The organism is Sphingopyxis sp., from assembly GCF_050725655.1.
Taxonomy (GTDB): domain Bacteria; phylum Pseudomonadota; class Alphaproteobacteria; order Sphingomonadales; family Sphingomonadaceae; genus Sphingopyxis.
The window spans coordinates 1-16030 of sequence record NZ_JBOHHT010000088.1 but is presented as its reverse complement, the minus strand read 5'-3'; the positions used below and the strand labels follow the sequence as shown (position 1 = coordinate 16030).

Here is a 16030-nt window from a genome sequence, read left to right as displayed (position 1 = left end):
CGGGATGGCGTCGTGGTTTGGCCAGTTCGATCAGATCAGCGTTGCGACCGACGACCTCGATCGCACCATCGGGTTTTGGGAACGGCAGGTCGGTGTGGGACCTTGGACCGTCTTTCGCGGGCTGAACCTCTCCATGCGCTATGAAACGCGCGCGATCACCCTGCCGTGCAATGTCGCCGTCGCCTGGCATGACGGTCGCCTGCTCGAGTTGATACAGGTTGGCGGCGATGGTCCATCTCCCTTCCATGATGCGCTGAACCGTCCGATCATCGGACTTCAGCGTCTTGCGTTTGCGACCGATGATATCGATCGCGACGCGCGGAATGCGGAATCGCGCGGGATGGAACGGTTCGCCGATGGCGAAGTCGCGGGCCAGCGCTTCGTGTATTTTCGGTCATCTGAAGCCCCCGGAGTGATCCTCGAACTGCTGGAGCGCACACCGATGTTCGATAGGCTTGTCGAATGCCTGAAGGCCCGGGCGCAGCGCTTCACCCCATCCTTGCCAACGGGCTCCCCGGCAACCGGGGAGACCGGGGGCGAGATGACGGTGGTGGAGCTCATCGGCTATGGTGGTCCCGACCAGTTCCGGGTGGCAACGGCGCCGAAAGCGGCCCCCGGTTCTGGTGAGTTGCGGATCCGCGTTGCCGGTGCAGCCGTCAATCCAGTCGACCTCAAGGCACGGAGCGGCTTACTGCACGACTTTGTTCCGCTTGCCTTTCCGGCTCAGCTCGGCGGCGACGTATCGGGCGTGGTGGAAGCGGTGGGCGATAACGTGGCCCAGTTCGCGATCGGCGATCGCGTGGCGGGCATGATCAACCCGTTTGCGAACGGCGGCTATGCCAGTCACATCATTGCCCCCGAAAGCGCCTTCGCCAAGGTGCCGGATACGATCGACCTGGCGGCAGCCGCAGCCGCCCCAACTGGCGTTCTTACCGGCACGCAATTGGTGGAGATCGGCATTCGTCCGCGTGCCGGAGACCGAATCCTCGTGACGGGTGCGGGAGGGTCCACGGGGCGGGCCGCGGTGATGGCGGCGCTGGACGCCGGCGCCACTGTCTTTGCGGGCGTCCGCCCGGACAGTCGCGCCGCAATTGCCGATCTGGCCGTTACCGCGACGATTGATCTTGCAGACGAAGCCGCACTCGCTAGCGCCGGTCCCTTCGATGCCGTGGCTGATACCGTCGGCGGCGACATTGCCCGGCGCCTCTTCGCCCATCTGAAACCCGATGGGATTCTGGCTTCGATCGCAGTTCCACCGCCGGAACCGCCGGCTCATTCCACGCAGCGCTTCTGTTCGTTCACGGTGGCCTTTGATCGTATGCGCCTCGAGCAGTTTTTCCGCGAATGGGCTGTCGGCAACAGAAGGATTCCAATCGCTCACCGGCTGCCGCTCTCGAAAGTAGCCGATGCACATCGCCTCATGGAGTGCGGGGGCGTGGGCGGAAAGATCGTCCTGATTCCCTGAACCGACACCGCTTGATGGCATCGACACCCGGCTCGCCCTTGGTGCGCTGTCGTGCGTCCTTCATGGTGATATAGCCTTCGCGGAAGCCGACCTCACTGCGATTGTCCGTCGTCAGAACATTTGGCTCAAAGAGCGGCGTAGATTAGCGGAGTGTCGGCCTCGTCTTGGGGTTGATATTAGGCGGCGAGCTTGCGGTGCGGCAAGCGCCGATGTTCGATGGTCTGTCGCTTGATCCTTTCGCGTTGTTTGATGATGGCTTCGGCTCGGCCGAAGTAGGCATCGGCGGGCGTCACATTGTCGAGGCTCTCGTGGTAGCGCCGATGATTATAGTGCTCGACTGACCGCTACGGTTGCGTTGGTCATCACCGTGGCCGCTCCTGCACCAATAGCCGGACGGTCAGGCGCGCCGAACTTGAACGGCGGGCGCTTGCAAAGATCGAGCGCGCGGTCGCGGGCATCATGGCCGCGATCGAGGATGGGCTGTATCAGCCTGCCATGAAAGCGCGCATGGCCGAACTCGAACGAGACCACCGCGAGGCTCGCCGAAGCACCGCAGGATGTTCCCGACGTCCATCCCGGCATCGCCGAAATCTACGACAACCCGCAACCCGACCCAAGCCGAGTTATGACAAAGCTGTGCTCGGGTTCCCGGGAATGACGAAGGTGGGGTAAGGCAGCGCTCCACCCCAAAGCCGACATCGATCTTGCGTCGCGGTAGATGATCGCGCCTTAGCGCCTATGCGCGTTACTGGAGTGCCTCGACCTCTTCGGCCAGTGCAAGCCAGCGATCCTCGGCCGCAGCCTTTTCGCTGCGCAACTGGTCGAGCTTTTCCGTCAGCGCGGTGAAGCGCGCATGGTCGCGCGTGAACAGCGTGCCGTCTGAGAGTTCGGTTTCGGCCTTTGCCATCTCGGCTTCGATTTCCTCGATCCGGCCCGGCAGCAGGTCGTAGTCGCGCTGGTCTTTGTAGGTGAGTTTCTTGCGTGCGGTCGGCGGCGGCGCGGGCGCGGCGCTCGATGCCTTGGTCTTGGTGGCGTTCGGCTTGACCCGCTTTGCTTCCCAGTCGGCGTAGCCGCCTGCGACGATGTCGACCTTGCCCGACCCGTCGAGGCCGAGCGTTACGGTGACGGTGCGGTCGAGGAAGTCGCGGTCGTGGCTGACGAGCAGGACGGTGCCGGCATAGTCGGCGATGACTTCCTGCAAGAGGTCGAGCGTTTCGAGGTCGAGGTCGTTGGTGGGTTCGTCGAGGACGAGCAGGTTCGATTCGCGGGCGAACTCGCGCGCGAGGAGGAGCCGCGAACGTTCGCCGCCCGACAGCGCGCCGACGCTTGCCTCGATCACGCCGGGGTCGAAGAGGAATTCCTTGAGATAGCCCTGGATATGTTTTTTGACCCCGCGCACCTCGATCCAGTCGCCGCCGTCGGAGAGGATGTCGCGGACGGTTTTGTCGGGCGACATCAGGCTGCGCTGCTGGTCGATGACGATGCCGTCGAGCGTCGGGGCGAGGGTGATCCTGCCCTTGTCGGGCTGGATTTCGCCGGTCAGCAGCTTGAGTAGGGTCGACTTGCCCGCGCCGTTCGCGCCGACGATGCCGATGCGGTCGCCGCGCTGGACGCGAAAGTCGAAGTCCTTGATGATGATGCGGTCGCCGAAGCCTTTGGACACGCCCTCGGCGACGATCACCGATTTCGAGCGCACGTCATCGTTGGCGAGGCCGAGCTTGGCGACGCCGGGGCCGCCGATCATCGCGGCGCGGGTCGCGCGCATTTCCTTGAGCTTTTCGAGGCGGCCCTGGTTGCGCTTGCGGCGCGCGGTGACGCCGCGTTCGAGCCAGTGTGCCTCGAGGCGAAGCTTCGAATCGAGGCGCTGCGCGGCGCGCGCTTCTTCGGCGGCGATCGCGTCGCTCCATTCCTCGAAGCCGCCGAAGCCGATTTCCTTGCGGCGGATGCTGCCACGGTCGAGCCACAGGGTCTGGCGCGTCAGGCGGGTGAGGAAGGTGCGGTCGTGGCTGATCGCGACGAACGCGCCGGTATAGCGCGCAAGCCAGCTTTCGAGCCAGTCGATCGCGGCAAGGTCGAGGTGGTTGGTCGGTTCGTCGAGCAGCAGCACGTCGGGATTTTGCGCGAGCGCGCGGGCGAGCGCGGCGCGGCGGCGCTCGCCGCCCGAGGCGCTGGCGGCGGTGCGGCTCATGTCGATGCCGAGCTGGTCGGCGATGGCGGCGACTTCAAATTCTTCCGGCGCATCGGGCGCCGCGATGGCGAAATCCATAAGCGTCGCGAAGGGCGAAAAATCGGGCTCCTGTTCGAGCATCACGACATGGGTGCCCGGAACAATAACGCGCTTGCCCTTGTCGGCGTCGATCTGGCCGGCGAGCAGCTTGAGCAGGGTCGTCTTGCCCGCGCCGTTGCGGCCGATCAGCGCGAGACGGTCGCGTTCGCCGACATAGATGTCGAGATACTGGAACAGCCAGCCGCTGCCCTGCACAAGGCCGAGGCCCTCATAAGATAAAATCGGTGCTGCCATGATGAACGGCGCGCTACCGTCACGTTCAGCATCATGCAAGCGCGCTGCGCACAAAGGCCGGAACGGGTTCGCTCCGTCTGCGTTACGGGGCGGAGATCAGGAACCACCGGAAGCCCGGTTCACAGGAGAATGAAATGACGAAGCAAATGTTCGCCGTTATGGCAACCGGACTGGCGCTGATGGCGGCGACGCCGGCGCTTGCGCAGCAGGGAGGTTCGACGGTGACAGCAGCAACGACCCAAGGCCCGATCCTGACCTTTTCGGTCAGTGAGGAAGTGCGTTCGCGTCCCGACCAGGCGACCGTCGGCGCCGGCGTGACGACGACCGCGCCGACCGCGGTCGAATCGATGCGCGCCAATGCCGCCGCGATGGACAAGCTGATCGCCGCCGTGAAGGCGCGCGGCATCAAGGCCGAGGATATTCAGACGAGCGGCATCAACCTGTCGCCGCAGTACGACTATAACAACCGCGGCGACGGCCAGCCGCCGCGGTTTCTGGGTTATCAGGTGTCGAACAGCGTGCGCGTGACGACGTCGAAGATCGCCGACATCGGTCCGCTGCTCGACGCGCTGGTCGCCGCAGGGGGCACCAATATCGACGGCCCGTCGTTCGGCATGAAAGATCCCGACGCGCAGCTCGTCGGTGCGCGCGGCACCGCGATCAAGGCGGCCGAAGCGAAGGCGCAGGATTATGCGCGCCTCGCGGGCTTCCGCGGCGTCGAGCTGGTGTCGATCAGCGAAGGTGGCAGCTTTGGCCCCAATCCGCCGATGCCGACGGTTCGCATGGCGATGGATGCCGGTTCGGCGAAGGCGACCCCGGTCGAACCCGGTCAGGTCGGCAACACGCTGACGCTGAATTTCCAGTATCGTCTGGTGAAGTAAAACGCGGGTGGGGGCTGGTCCTAGGCCAGCTCCCCCTCGGCCCACGGCCAGGGGCGTTCGCGAAACCATTTCGTGATGATATATTTGCGGCCCTTGCGCACCTTCATCCCGTGGTGGAGCGTGTCGGGGTTCGCGGTGCCGTCGGTATGAACATTGTTCCATGCGAGCAGCTTGCCGGCCTCGGGCTGGTGCATCTTGCCGGTCGCTAGGAAGCGCGTCGCGCCGCCGGCTTCCGGCTCGTTCAGATAGATCATCAGCGTCCAGCTGCGCTGGCCGGGAATCGCGCAATAGGTTTCCCAGTCGCTGCCGTGCGGGTCGAAATAGTCGGTGTGCGCCTTGAACTCCTGTCCGACGTCGTAACGCTGGCCCTGCATCGGTTCGCCATATTCGCGCGGGATGCCGGTGAGGTCGTGGAGACGGTTGTTGACCGCGATCACCAGCGGGTCGCGGTGGTCGAGGTCGCAGGTCGTGCTGGTGCGAAACGCCGTGTCGCCGTTCGGGTCGGCGATCGTCGAAGGCCGCACGTCGCGGTCGATCTGGGCCATCAGCACGGCGCAGGTTTCGGCATCAAGAAAGCCCGACAGCATGAACTGTTGCAGCTTCGGCGTCGGCGCGCGGCGGATACCGGGGACGGCGGCAAGCCGCTCCGCGGTACGGTCGGCGCCCGAGGTCGCCATGTCGACATGTTCATTCGCAGCCATGGCGCGCATTTTAGCAGGGAAGTGTGTGCGAACAATGCTTGACGAGCGGGGGGATGCGCGCCTATCGCCGCGCGCTGTCGAGGCCGCTTTTTTGCATCCTCTTCGTTTATGTGGCGACCATAGCTCAGTTGGTTAGAGCGCCGGCTTGTGGTGCCGGAGGTCGCGGGTTCGAGACCCGTTGGTCGCCCCATTTTCTCTATCATAGCGTGATGGACGCTTTTGGGGTGACTCGTTGCGCCCGTTGCATTATTGCGTCCTGACGTAATTTTCTAATGCGAGGATGAGTCTATGTCCGCTGTCTGGGATTTCGCCGATTTCGACGATCATGAACATGTCCACATGTTCCGCGATCGCGCCAGCGGGCTGACGGCGGTTATCGCCGTCCACTCGACCCACCTCGGCCCCGGCGCGGGCGGGGTGCGTTACTGGCATTATCCGCAGCGCGCCGCCGCGATCACCGACGCGCTGCGCCTGTCGCGCGGCATGAGCTACAAAAATGCGATGGCGGGCCTGCCGATGGGCGGCGGCAAGGGCGTGATCCTGGCCGACGAACATGGCGCGAAGACCCCCGAACTGCTCGCGGCGTTCGGCCGGGCGGTCGAATCGCTGGGCGGCGCCTATGTCACCGCCGAGGATGTCGGGATCACCGATGCCGACATGGTCCAGATTTCGAAGCACACCAAGCATGTCAGCGGCCTGCCGGTGGCGAGCGGCGAAGCGGGCGGCGACCCCGGTCCGCTGACCGCGCTGGGCGTCTATCTCGGCATCAAGGCGGCGATTCGTGAAGGGCTGAACACTGACAGCGCGAAGGATGTCCGGATCGCGATCCAGGGTGTAGGCAGCGTCGGCAGCGGCGTCGCGCGGCGGCTGGCGGCCGAAGGGGCAAAGCTGACCCTCGCCGACGTCAATTTGGCGCGCGCGAAGGAACTCGCCGACGAACTCGGTGCCGAACTCGCCGATTCGGCGGCGATCATGGAGATCGAAGCCGATGTGCTGAGCCCCAACGCGCTGGGCGCGATCCTGACCGAAGCGAGTATCGAAAAGCTGCGCGTGCCGATCGTCGCGGGCGGCGCGAACAACCAGCTGGCGACCGCGGCCGACGGGCAGCGCATCCACGATCGCGGCATCGTCTATGCCCCCGATTATGTCATCAACGCGGGCGGCATCATCAACGTCGCGCTCGAATATCTGGGCCAAACCCAAGGGCGGGGGGGCAGCCGCGAGGAAGTTGAGAGCCGCATCCACCTGATCCCCGGTCGGCTCGCCGAAATCTGGGCCGAGAGCAAGGCGAGCGGGACGCCGGCGTCGTCGGTGGCCGACCGGATGGCGCAGAAGCTGATCGGGCGGGGTTGAACCGTTTGGGCGAGGGCGAGCGACCAGCCCGAGCCCTCCCCGTTGCGGCTAGCGAACAAGTTCGCAAGCCTCACTACCCCTCCCGCAAGCGGGAGGGGTTTTGTTATGTGCGATTTCCGCTAAGCCAACCCCTGATGAAACGGCATTTTTATCTGGTCGCGGGCTGGGCGTCGTTGGGGCTTGGCGCGATTGGCGCGTTCCTGCCGCTATTGCCGACGGTGCCGTTCGTCATTCTCGCCGCCTTTTGTTTTGCGCGCTCGTCGCCGCGGCTCGAGAATTGGCTGCTGACGCATCCGCATTTCGGGCACCATATAGCGGCGTGGCGCGAGAAGGGCGCGATCAGCCGCAAGGGCAAGATCGCCGCGACGGCTGCTTTTGCCTTCAGTATTGTCCTCGCCGCGATCTTTTCGCCCTGGCCTTGGGTGATGGTGCCGGTGATCGCCGCCGCCGTCACCGGAAGCTGGATATGGACGCGGCCGGAGGGTTGAATTTGCCGAGCGTGACTTCGATTCCTTCGTGATCCCGGTGGGTTGGCCATGCGGCGCGGGGCGGCGACAGAAGGACCGCCGGGTCGCGCCGGGCAAATTGCTGGACCCCTTTCTCCGGCTCGCCTAAGGACGACGCGATCCGATGCACGCCTACGCTAATCCCACGCGCTTTCTTGCGATTGCCAAGCCGCTGACGCCGTGGTTGCTGGGCGTCGGGCTGTTGCTTGTGCTGGGCGGTGCCTGGGCCGGGCTCGCGGTGGTGCCGGGCGATTACAAGCAGGGCGAAACCGCACGCATCCTTTATGTTCATGTCCCGTCGGCGTGGCTCGGTATGGGCGGCTGGACATCGCTCGCGATCGCGGGGCTGATCCAGCTTGTATGGCGGCATCCGCTGTCGGGCATCGCGGCGCGCGCGATCGCGGTTCCGGGGATGTTGTTCACCGCGCTTTGCCTCGCGACCGGATCGATCTGGGGGCGCCCGACCTGGGGGACCTGGTGGGAATGGGACGGGCGGATGACCTCGATGCTCGTCCTGCTGTTTTTGTACGCGGGCTTTATCGCACTGACGAGCGGCGATGACGGGCAGCGGCAGGGCGGTTCGCTGTCGCGCGGCGCGGCGATCTATGCACTGGTCGGCGCGATCAACATTCCGATCATCAACCGCAGCGTCGTGTGGTGGAACAGCCTGCATCAAGGGCCGAGCATCACACTTGGCGGATCGAGCATCGACGGCGCGTTGTTGTGGCCGCTGGGCTTGACCGTGCTCGGCTTTTCGTTGCTATTCGGCGCCATTGTGCTGATGCGGATGCGGCGGATCATTGCCGACAATCGCGTCGCGGCGCGGCTGCGACGGCTCGCGGACGACGAGGGGATTTGACGCGTGACGGGGGTGATCAGCGGGGGCGGGCAATGGGCGTTTGTCGCCGCGGCCTATGGACTGACGGTCGTGCTGACCGGCGCGGTGCTCTGGTTTAGCTGGCGCGCGATGAAAAAGGCCGAGAAGCGCAGCGACGCGCTCCGTAAGGACAGGAAATGAAGGCCAAGCATCAACGGCTGATTCTGGCGCTGGTCGCGCTGTGCGGTGTCGCGGGTGCGGGTGTGCTTGCGGCCAGCGCGCTGCGCGACGAGGCCGCCTATTTCCGCACGCCGGTCGAGATCGAGGACGGGAAGGCCGGGGTCGGTGAGCCGATGCGGCTGGGCGGCATGGTCGCCAAGGGCAGCATCAAACGGCAAGCCGACGGCCTCACGATCCGCTTCGTCGCGACCGACGGCAAGGCATCGGTGCCGGTCGAGTATAAGGGCATTGTCCCTGACCTGTTCGGCGAAGAATCCGGAATGGTCGCTGACGGCCGGATGCGCGCCGACGGGATTTTCGTCGCCGACCGCATCCTCGCGAAGCATGACGAGCGCTATATGCCGCCGCAGATGGGCGATATGCCGAAGAACATGAAGGCGCCGGCAACGACATGATTGCGGAACTGGGTCTGGCCCTGCTGTGGATTGCGGCCGCGCTGGCGTGCCTGTCGCTCGTCGCGGGAACCTTGTTCCTGCGTGGTGGCTCGAAGGATCTGGCGGCGGTCGTGCGCCCGGCGAGCGTTGCGCAGGGTGTTCTCACCGCAGCGGCGTTCGGCCTGCTGATCGCACTGTTCGTGCGCTCCGACATGTCGGTCGAGCTGGTCGCGCGCAACAGCAACAGCCTGAAACCGATGATCTTCAAGGTCGCGGGGACGTGGGGCAATCACGAAGGCTCGATGCTGCTGTGGCTGATGATCCTGTCGCTGTCGGGCGGGTTGATCGCGATCTTCGAAAAGCGGCTGCGCGAGGACACGCTGGTCGCGACCTTGGCGGCGCAGGCGGCGCTGAGCCTCGGCTTTTTCGCCTTCCTGCTCTTCTCGTCGAACCCGTTCAAGCGGTTGCCGGTGGCGCCCCCCGACGGGCAGGGGCTCAACCCGCTGCTCCAGGACATCGGGCTCGCCTTCCATCCGCCGACGCTTTACGTCGGTTATGTCGGGCTGTCGGTCGCGTTCAGCTTTGCCGTCGGCGCACTGATCACGCGCGAGATCGGCCCGGCCTTTGCCCGTGCGATGCGGCCGTGGGTGCTCGGGAGCTGGATTTTCCTGACGCTCGGCATCACCGCAGGCAGTTACTGGGCCTATTACGAGCTTGGCTGGGGCGGCTGGTGGTTCTGGGACCCGGTCGAGAATGTCTCGCTGATTCCGTGGCTTGCGGGCGCTGCCCTGCTGCATTCGGTTGCGGTGACGGCCACTCGGAATGCCTTGCGCGCGTGGACGGTGATGCTTGCGGTGATCGGCTTTTCGATGTCGATGGTCGGCACCTTCATCGTGCGATCGGGGCTGCTGACGAGCGTTCACAGCTTTGCCGTCGATCCCGAGCGCGGGACGTTCCTGCTGGCACTGATGGCGATCTATATCGGCGGCGCGCTGACCTTGTTCGCGCTGCGCGCCGGTAGCGTTGCAGAGGGCAAGAAGTTCGCGCTGCTGAGCCGCGAAGGCTCGCTCGTCATCAACAATCTGCTGCTCACCACGATCCTCGCGCTTGTCCTGCTCGGCACGCTCTATCCGATCGTCGCCGAGGCGATGGGCGAGAAGATTTCGGTCGGCCCGCCTTATTATAACAAGGTCGCGGGGCCGCTCGCGCTGATCCTTTGCCTCGTGATGGTCGCGGGGCCGCTTTTGAGCTGGCGCAAGGATGACGGGAAGCGGCTGTGGTCGCGGCTGCCGCTGGCGATCTTCGCCGGCGCGGCGGTGCTGTTCGCGCTGATCCTGTTCGGCGGCAAGGTCGGCATCCTGCCGCTGCTGGGTATGACCGTGGCGGGGGTCGTCGCGGTCGCGAGCCTTGCGCCGCTTTGGGGCCGCAACCTTCGCCGTACTCCGCTGACGACATGGGGAATGGTAACCGCGCATTTCGGCGTCGCCGTCGCGCTCGCGGGCATGGGAGCGGAAAGCGCCTTCATCAAGGAACGGCTGGTCGCGGCGGCGCCCGGAGAGGTGGTGAAGGTCGGCGATTTCAAGGTCAAGTTCGTCGGCGTCAAGCCGGTGGCGGGACCGAATTACACAGCGATCGAGGGCACGCTGGTCGCCACGACATCGTCGGGCGGCAGCTTTACGATGCGGCCGGAGGCGCGGACCTTCCCGGGCCTGATGGGCACGGCACCGACCGAGACCAACGAAGCGGCGCTGCTGACGCGGCCGGGTGGACAGCTGTATGCCGTGCTCGGCCAGCCGGTGACGAGCGACGATGGCAGCGCCGACCGCTACCAGATCCGGCTGTGGTGGAAGCCGCTGGTGTGGTGGATCTGGCTCGGCGGTACGCTCATCGCGATCGGCGCATCGTTGTCGCTGCTGGGCCGGGCGCAATTACTGGGTATCTGGCGCGCGCGTCGCGCCCGCAAGTCCGAGGAGCGTTTTGCGCCATGAAGAACCGCTGGGTCCTGTTTGTGCCGCTCGCGATCATGGGATTGCTGTTCGGCGCCTTCGTCTATCGGTTGGTGACACCCGCCGAAACGCTGATCCAGTCGCAGTGGATCGACAAGCCGATGCCGCTGTTCGACCTGCTGCCTGCAACGGCGGGCGTCGAGGGGTTGAAGAGCAGCCAGCTCGCCGACGGGCGCCCGCGGCTGGTCAATGTCTTCGCAAGCTGGTGCATTCCGTGCCGCGCCGAGGCGCCGCAGCTCGAGGCGCTGAAGGCGGCGGGCGTGCCAATCGACGGCATCGCGATCCGCGACCGGCCCGAGGATGTCGCGATGTTCCTGCGCGAATATGGTAATCCGTTCGACCGCATAGGGTCGGACATGCAGAGCAGCGTCCAAATCGCGCTGGGGTCGTCGGGCGTACCCGAAACCTTCCTGATCGACGGCAAGGGGATCATTCGCGAGCAGATCCAGGGCGTTATCCTGGCCGATCAGGTGCCCGGGATCGTCGCCAAGCTCGAGGCGATGAAGTGACACTCCGGCTCCTGCTCCTCTGCCTGTTCGGGGCATTGGCGCTGCCGTCGGCGGCGCAGGACCGCCTGCCGCCCGCGCCCTATGCCTATCAGCAGCTAAAGGATCCGGCGCAGGAAGCGCGCGCCAAGGCGCTCATGGAAGAGTTGCGCTGCCTCGTCTGTCAGGGGCAGTCGATTGCGGATTCCGATGCGCCGCTCGCGGGCGATATGCGCCACGAGGTGCGCAGCAAGATCGCGGCGGGCGAAAGCCCGGCCCAAATCAAGTCCTGGCTCGTCGCGCGCTATGGCAATTGGGTCAGCTATGATCCACCGTTCGATGGCGCGACGGCGCTGCTGTGGCTAGGGCCGTTGCTCTTCCTAGCGCTCGGCGGGTGGCTGGCCTTTGGCCGTTTCCGCCGCGGTGCGGACGACGAAGAGGAGGACGCGGCATGATCTGGCTTTGGGTGATGCTCGCCGCGGCGCTGACGATCGGCGGCATCTTCTGGCTTGGCAAGCTGCCCGCCGCGGCGCGGCCGCTGGCGGGGGCGGCGGTGATGCTGGGTCTCGCGGGCTATGCGCTGCAGGGGCATCCGTCGCAGCCCGGCAAGCCCGTCGCGGCGCCCGAGGAGCCCGAAGGCTTCGGCGAGGCGATCACCGACCAGCGGCAGGGGATGTCCGAACGCTTTGGCCCCGCGGCGCAGTGGCTCGGCATGTCCGACGGCTTTGCGCGCACGGGCAAGACCGAGCTGGCGGCGAAGACGCTCGGAAAGGGGCTCGAGACCTATCCCGACAATGTCGACCTGTGGGTCGGGCTCGGCAATGCCCTGGCGGCGCACGGCGGCGGCGTGATGTCGCCTGCGGCGGCGCTGGCGTTTGACGAGGCGGCAAAGCGCGATCCGTCGCATCCGGCGCCGCCTTTCTTCGCGGGGCTGGCGCTGGCGCAGGGCGGCGACCTGAAAGGCGCCGAGACGGTGTGGGGCCAACTCCTCGCGCGCAGTCCCGCCGATGCGCCGTGGCGACCCGATCTGGAGATGCGGCTGGCGCAATTACGTCAGGCACTTGGGCCGCAGCTGCCCGCCGAAACCCCGGTCGACGTGCCGACTGCGGACGTCCCAAATTGAAACCTATTACAAAGGCTCAAGCTCGTCTAAAGGCCCGCAATGACTGCTGAGTCGCAACAGGCGGCGGGCGGCGCCGCAGGCGCTGTGACTGCTGGCGCCGAAACGGCCCACTACGGGCACGGACATCACAGCGATGGCAAGCTGAAGCTTGCCGTCGGCGCGATCGGCGTTGTGTTCGGCGACATCGGCACCAGCCCGCTCTACGCGTTTCGCGAAACTTTTGCCGGGCATCACCCGATCGAGGCCGACCGGCTGCACATTTATGGCGTGCTGAGCCTCGTCTTCTGGTCGATGATGCTCGTCGTCACGTTCAAATATGTGCTGACGATCATGAAGGCCGACAACAAGGGCGAGGGGGGCAGCCTTGCGCTGCTCGCGCTGATCAGCCGTTCGTCGGGCGAGAAGCGCTGGACCTGGCCGATCATCCTGCTCGGGGTGTTCGCGACCGCGCTTTTCTATGGCGACAGCATGATCACCCCGGCGATGTCGGTGCTCTCGGCGACCGAGGGACTGACCTACGTCAACAAGGGATTCGAACCCTATATCGTGCCGATCGCGCTCGCGATCCTGATCGGGTTGTTCGCGATCCAGGCGCACGGGACGGCGAAGGTCGGGGCGCTGTTCGGGCCGATCATGCTGCTTTATTTCATCATGCTGGCGACGCTGGGCGTGATGCATATCGTCACGCATCCGGGGATCATCGTCGAAACGCTGAACCCGGTGAACGCGCTACGCTTCTTCTACGTCGACGGTTTCACCGCCTTCATCGCGCTCGGCGCGGTCGTGCTCGCGGTGACGGGGGCCGAGGCGCTTTATGCCGACATGGGGCATTTCGGCCGCGGGCCGATCGGACTTAGCTGGCTGACCTTTGTCCTGCCGGCGCTGATGCTGAACTATATGGGGCAGGGCGCGATGGTGCTCGAGGCCGACATGGGACCGCGAAGCGACCTGATCGCCGATCCCTTCTTCCAGATGATGCCCGAGGCGTGGCAGGTGCCCGTCGTCATCCTGGCGATCCTCGCGACGATCATCGCCAGCCAGGCGGTGATTTCGGGCGCCTTCTCGCTGACCCAGCAGGCGATCCAGCTCGGCTTCATGCCCCGCCTGCGCGTCGAGCATACGAGTGCTTCGGCGCAGGGGCAGATCTATATCCCGATGGTCAATTGGGGGCTGATGGTGATGGTGATCATCCTCGTGCTCTTCTTCGGATCGTCGAGCAACCTTGCCGCGGCCTATGGCATCGCGGTGACGGGGGCGATGTTCATCGACACCTGCCTGCTTTCGGTCGTGCTCTTCACGCTGTGGAAATGGCCGGCGTGGAAGGCGCTGCCGATCCTCGCGGTCTTCTTCATCGTCGACATCGCCTATTTCGGCGCCAATCTGATCAAGGTGCCCGATGGCGGCTGGGTCCCGCTCGCGATCGGCCTGACCATCTTCACCCTGCTCACTACCTGGTCTCGCGGACGTAAGTTGATGCAGCAGGAGATGGCCGAAGGCGCGATGCCGATCCCGGTATTCGTGAAATCGGCCGCGAACAGCGCGACGCGTGTGCCGGGCACCGCGGTGTTCATGACGTCGAGCAGCGACGGCGTGCCGCATGCGCTGCTCCACAATCTGAAACACAACAAGGTGCTGCATGCGCGGATCATCCTGCTGACGATCAAGATCGCCGACGTGCCTTTCGTGCAGGAGGAGAAATTCTGCCTGCTCGAGGATCTGGGACAGGGGTTCCACCGGTTGGTGCTCAATTACGGCTTTATGCAGCCGATCGACGTGCCCGAGGCACTGACCCGCGTCACGAGCTGCGGCGGCGAGTTCAAGATGCTCGAAACCAGCTTTTTCCTGTCGCGGCAGACGCTGATCGCGGCGAGCAAGCCGGGCATGCCGATCTGGCGCGAAAAGCTGTTCGCGTGGATGCTGCGCAATTCGGAAAGCGCGATGGAATATTTCCGCCTGCCGACCAATCGCGTTGTCGAGCTGGGTAGCCAGGTCGCGATCTGAGGCCGCGTCAGGATTAACTTCCCGACATCTGGCAATAAGCGTTTGTACATCGGGGCAAGTCTTGCAATGCAAGAGGCGATCCAGAAAAGGCCGCGCAACACCATGGATGTCGGCAACCGCGACGCTCTGATTATACCGGTTCCGCCGGAACCCTTTGCCTTGATCGTCGGAGCGGCGATGCAGGGCGGTTCGAGCGATGCCGTCGAAACCGCGCTACGCCGCATGGGGCTGAAGCCCGAGCGGGTCGACGGGGACGGCGCCGATGTCGCCGTGCGGGTCGCAGCACCCCGTTTTCGCCTGACGTTCGGGGCGGTGTCGGTTCTGGCCGGCCCCGCAGCAGATGCCGCGCTGGACCTCGCCGATCCCGACCACCCGTCGACCAGCCTGCTTGCGGCCAGCTTGCCCCGAAGATGGCGCGAGAGCGGCGCGTGCTGGGTCTTTATCCCGGAGCGTGACTCCAAAAGCGATGGGACGCCGGGGCCATCGACCGAGCAACCGACGCGGATGCGCGAATTCTTCAAGATGATGGTGCTGCTGATCGACCTGTTCGATGCCAGCCATATTTTCTGGTCGCCGGCGCGGCTGTGGTCGGACGCGCCGCAATTTCGCGCCTCGATCGCCGAAATGCTGGCCAGCGGAATGCCGCCGGTGCTGCACCTCGTCGCGTTCCGGCGCAGGGAAAATGGCACCGATGCCAGCATGGGAACGCGGGGGCTGGTGCTTTTCGCGGGGCAGGAACTGGAAGCGCGGATTCCCGTCGGCTGGACCGTCGCCGAAATGGTCCGGCGGCTGTCCCGGCTCGCGCTCGACATGATGCTCAACGGCCCGGTCCGCCATGCGCGTACGATGCGCGGGCTGGAGACGGGCGAATGGATCGACCTGTCGCCGGGCGCGAGTGGCGGAAGCCGGTGGTCGACGGTGGTTGTCGAGTTCGGCCGCGACGCTTGATACCGCGGCGGGGATGGCAGGGCGCACCGCCGCCGCAAACCGGGTTCCAGCGCCATCACCTCATCCCCATCGCCCTGTCTCAGCGCCCGCAAATGGCGGCGATGTTCGAACAACTCCATGGCGAGGGCTTTGCGCTCCAGCATTTCGGTCGCAACGGCTTGATGCTCCCCGCGTGCGAGCCGGCGGCGTTGCGGTCCGGCCACGCGCTGCACCGCGGGCCGCATCATGGCTATAGCGATGTCGTCGCGGCGCGGGTCGAGGGGATCAGGGCGCATTTTGCGCTTCACGCGCCGATCGATCCGCGACTGGCACGGCGCACCGCCGTCATGCGCCTGCGCCTGTTGCAGGACACGACGCGCCGCGCACTGACCGACCGGCACGGCGCGGGCTTCTGGCTCAACCGGCGCGACCCGATGCGGCTGTTCGTCGACCGCCCCTATCTCGACGAGGCGATCGACAAGCTGTTCGGTGCGTAGGGTGATGTCGGCAATCGGTGGTGGGTTCAACGTGTGGCGGCAACACTTTAATCTTTGGAAGAAGATGGAGTGTAGCGATGAAGCAGCGACGGCGGATATATTACACGGCCTCTCAGCGTTCGGAGATATGGGA

At 65.3% G+C, this 16030-nt stretch carries 17 protein-coding genes, 1 tRNA gene and 1 pseudogene; 15 read left to right on the top strand and 4 right to left on the bottom strand.

All coding sequences use genetic code 11. From position 1 onward, the window contains the following. The first annotated feature begins 4 nt into the window (after positions 1-4). The gene (locus ACREBX_RS12615) at positions 5-1465 is read left to right on the top strand and encodes an alcohol dehydrogenase catalytic domain-containing protein (protein ID WP_431562091.1); all 1461 of its coding nucleotides are present in this window, start codon (positions 5-7) and stop codon (positions 1463-1465) included. Between the two features lie 176 nt (positions 1466-1641). Here ACREBX_RS12615 and ACREBX_RS12610 read toward each other — a convergent pair. The 3 genes and pseudogenes from ACREBX_RS12610 to ACREBX_RS12600 all read right to left on the bottom strand — a co-directional run. Beyond that, a pseudogene (locus ACREBX_RS12610) lies at positions 1642-1803 on the bottom strand (IS3 family transposase); the annotation flags it as partial. After that, complete coding sequence (locus tag ACREBX_RS12605) at positions 1790-2047, bottom strand: hypothetical protein (protein WP_431562090.1); 258 nt, start codon at positions 2045-2047, stop codon at positions 1790-1792. The pseudogene ACREBX_RS12610 and the gene ACREBX_RS12605, both read right to left, overlap by 14 nt. A 163-nt stretch (positions 2048-2210) precedes the next feature. Next, positions 2211-3986 (bottom strand): ABC-F family ATP-binding cassette domain-containing protein, encoded by a 1776-nt coding sequence (locus tag ACREBX_RS12600; protein WP_431562089.1) that lies wholly within the window; start codon positions 3984-3986, stop codon positions 2211-2213. A 134-nt stretch (positions 3987-4120) separates the two neighbouring features. On the opposite strand from ACREBX_RS12600, the gene ACREBX_RS12595 reads away from it, so the two are divergent. Continuing rightward, positions 4121-4867: an SIMPL domain-containing protein gene (locus tag ACREBX_RS12595; RefSeq protein WP_431562088.1), complete on the top strand. Its 747-nt coding sequence runs from the start codon at positions 4121-4123 to the stop codon at positions 4865-4867. Positions 4868-4887: 20 nt separating this feature from the next. Here the strand turns inward: ACREBX_RS12595 and ACREBX_RS12590 are convergent, their stop codons facing one another. Next, complete coding sequence (locus tag ACREBX_RS12590; RefSeq protein WP_431562087.1) at positions 4888-5568, bottom strand: prolyl hydroxylase family protein; 681 nt, start codon at positions 5566-5568, stop codon at positions 4888-4890. 113 nt (positions 5569-5681) lie between these two features. On the opposite strand from ACREBX_RS12590, the gene ACREBX_RS12585 reads away from it, so the two are divergent. The 13 genes from ACREBX_RS12585 to ACREBX_RS12525 all read left to right on the top strand — a co-directional run bounded on the left by ACREBX_RS12585 (position 5682) and on the right by ACREBX_RS12525 (position 15897). Next, positions 5682-5758, top strand: a tRNA-His gene (locus ACREBX_RS12585). 98 nt (positions 5759-5856) lie between these two features. Next, the gene (locus tag ACREBX_RS12580) at positions 5857-6921 is read left to right on the top strand and encodes a Glu/Leu/Phe/Val family dehydrogenase (protein WP_431562086.1); all 1065 of its coding nucleotides are present in this window, start codon (positions 5857-5859) and stop codon (positions 6919-6921) included. A gap of 134 nt (positions 6922-7055) precedes the next feature. Beyond that, positions 7056-7409: a YbaN family protein gene (locus ACREBX_RS12575; protein WP_248454190.1), complete on the top strand. Its 354-nt coding sequence runs from the start codon at positions 7056-7058 to the stop codon at positions 7407-7409. A 142-nt stretch (positions 7410-7551) separates the two neighbouring features. Further along, positions 7552-8286 (top strand): heme ABC transporter permease CcmC, encoded by a 735-nt coding sequence (gene ccmC / locus ACREBX_RS12570; protein ID WP_431562085.1) that lies wholly within the window; start codon positions 7552-7554, stop codon positions 8284-8286. Between the two features lie 3 nt (positions 8287-8289). Beyond that, positions 8290-8445: a hypothetical protein gene (locus ACREBX_RS12565; protein ID WP_431562084.1), complete on the top strand. Its 156-nt coding sequence runs from the start codon at positions 8290-8292 to the stop codon at positions 8443-8445. Beyond that, positions 8442-8879, top strand: a complete 438-nt coding sequence (gene ccmE, locus ACREBX_RS12560) for a cytochrome c maturation protein CcmE (protein WP_431562083.1) — start codon at positions 8442-8444, stop codon at positions 8877-8879. The genes ACREBX_RS12565 and ccmE overlap by 4 nt, the downstream gene beginning before the upstream one ends. Beyond that, positions 8876-10846, top strand: a complete 1971-nt coding sequence (locus ACREBX_RS12555) for a heme lyase CcmF/NrfE family subunit (protein WP_431562082.1) — start codon at positions 8876-8878, stop codon at positions 10844-10846. The genes ccmE and ACREBX_RS12555 overlap by 4 nt, the downstream gene beginning before the upstream one ends. Then, positions 10843-11373: a redoxin family protein gene (locus tag ACREBX_RS12550; protein ID WP_431562081.1), complete on the top strand. Its 531-nt coding sequence runs from the start codon at positions 10843-10845 to the stop codon at positions 11371-11373. The genes ACREBX_RS12555 and ACREBX_RS12550 overlap by 4 nt, the downstream gene beginning before the upstream one ends. After that, complete coding sequence (locus ACREBX_RS12545; protein WP_431562080.1) at positions 11370-11804, top strand: cytochrome c-type biogenesis protein; 435 nt, start codon at positions 11370-11372, stop codon at positions 11802-11804. Before ACREBX_RS12550 ends, ACREBX_RS12545 begins: the two co-directional genes overlap by 4 nt. Further along, positions 11801-12472 (top strand): tetratricopeptide repeat protein, encoded by a 672-nt coding sequence (locus tag ACREBX_RS12540; protein ID WP_431562079.1) that lies wholly within the window; start codon positions 11801-11803, stop codon positions 12470-12472. Before ACREBX_RS12545 ends, ACREBX_RS12540 begins: the two co-directional genes overlap by 4 nt. 39 nt (positions 12473-12511) lie before the next feature. Further along, positions 12512-14473 (top strand): potassium transporter Kup, encoded by a 1962-nt coding sequence (locus ACREBX_RS12535; RefSeq protein WP_431562078.1) that lies wholly within the window; start codon positions 12512-12514, stop codon positions 14471-14473. Positions 14474-14539: 66 nt separating this feature from the next. Beyond that, on the top strand, positions 14540-15421 hold the full coding sequence (locus ACREBX_RS12530; protein WP_431562077.1) for a hypothetical protein: 882 nt from the start codon (positions 14540-14542) through the stop codon (positions 15419-15421). Further along, on the top strand, positions 15343-15897 hold the full coding sequence (locus ACREBX_RS12525; protein WP_431562076.1) for an AHH domain-containing protein: 555 nt from the start codon (positions 15343-15345) through the stop codon (positions 15895-15897). The genes ACREBX_RS12530 and ACREBX_RS12525 overlap by 79 nt, the downstream gene beginning before the upstream one ends. Positions 15898-16030: the final 133 nt, after the last annotated feature.

What these genes read in the sequence shown, in the direction of transcription:
- ACREBX_RS12615 (WP_431562091.1), top strand. Translation starts at nt 5, where the DNA reads ATGGCGTCGTGGTTTGGCCAGTTCGATCAGATCAGCGTTGCGACCGAC.
- ACREBX_RS12605 (WP_431562090.1), bottom strand. Translation starts at nt 2,047, where the DNA reads ATGCCGGGATGGACGTCGGGAACATCCTGCGGTGCTTCGGCGAGCCTC.
- ACREBX_RS12600 (WP_431562089.1), bottom strand. Translation starts at nt 3,986, where the DNA reads ATGGCAGCACCGATTTTATCTTATGAGGGCCTCGGCCTTGTGCAGGGC.
- ACREBX_RS12595 (WP_431562088.1), top strand. Translation starts at nt 4,121, where the DNA reads ATGACGAAGCAAATGTTCGCCGTTATGGCAACCGGACTGGCGCTGATG.
- ACREBX_RS12590 (WP_431562087.1), bottom strand. Translation starts at nt 5,568, where the DNA reads ATGGCTGCGAATGAACATGTCGACATGGCGACCTCGGGCGCCGACCGT.
- ACREBX_RS12580 (WP_431562086.1), top strand. Translation starts at nt 5,857, where the DNA reads ATGTCCGCTGTCTGGGATTTCGCCGATTTCGACGATCATGAACATGTC.
- ACREBX_RS12575 (WP_248454190.1), top strand. Translation starts at nt 7,056, where the DNA reads ATGAAACGGCATTTTTATCTGGTCGCGGGCTGGGCGTCGTTGGGGCTT.
- ccmC (WP_431562085.1), top strand. Translation starts at nt 7,552, where the DNA reads ATGCACGCCTACGCTAATCCCACGCGCTTTCTTGCGATTGCCAAGCCG.
- ccmE (WP_431562083.1), top strand. Translation starts at nt 8,442, where the DNA reads ATGAAGGCCAAGCATCAACGGCTGATTCTGGCGCTGGTCGCGCTGTGC.
- ACREBX_RS12555 (WP_431562082.1), top strand. Translation starts at nt 8,876, where the DNA reads ATGATTGCGGAACTGGGTCTGGCCCTGCTGTGGATTGCGGCCGCGCTG.
- ACREBX_RS12550 (WP_431562081.1), top strand. Translation starts at nt 10,843, where the DNA reads ATGAAGAACCGCTGGGTCCTGTTTGTGCCGCTCGCGATCATGGGATTG.
- ACREBX_RS12540 (WP_431562079.1), top strand. Translation starts at nt 11,801, where the DNA reads ATGATCTGGCTTTGGGTGATGCTCGCCGCGGCGCTGACGATCGGCGGC.
- ACREBX_RS12535 (WP_431562078.1), top strand. Translation starts at nt 12,512, where the DNA reads ATGACTGCTGAGTCGCAACAGGCGGCGGGCGGCGCCGCAGGCGCTGTG.
- ACREBX_RS12530 (WP_431562077.1), top strand. Translation starts at nt 14,540, where the DNA reads ATGCAAGAGGCGATCCAGAAAAGGCCGCGCAACACCATGGATGTCGGC.
- ACREBX_RS12525 (WP_431562076.1), top strand. Translation starts at nt 15,343, where the DNA reads ATGGATCGACCTGTCGCCGGGCGCGAGTGGCGGAAGCCGGTGGTCGAC.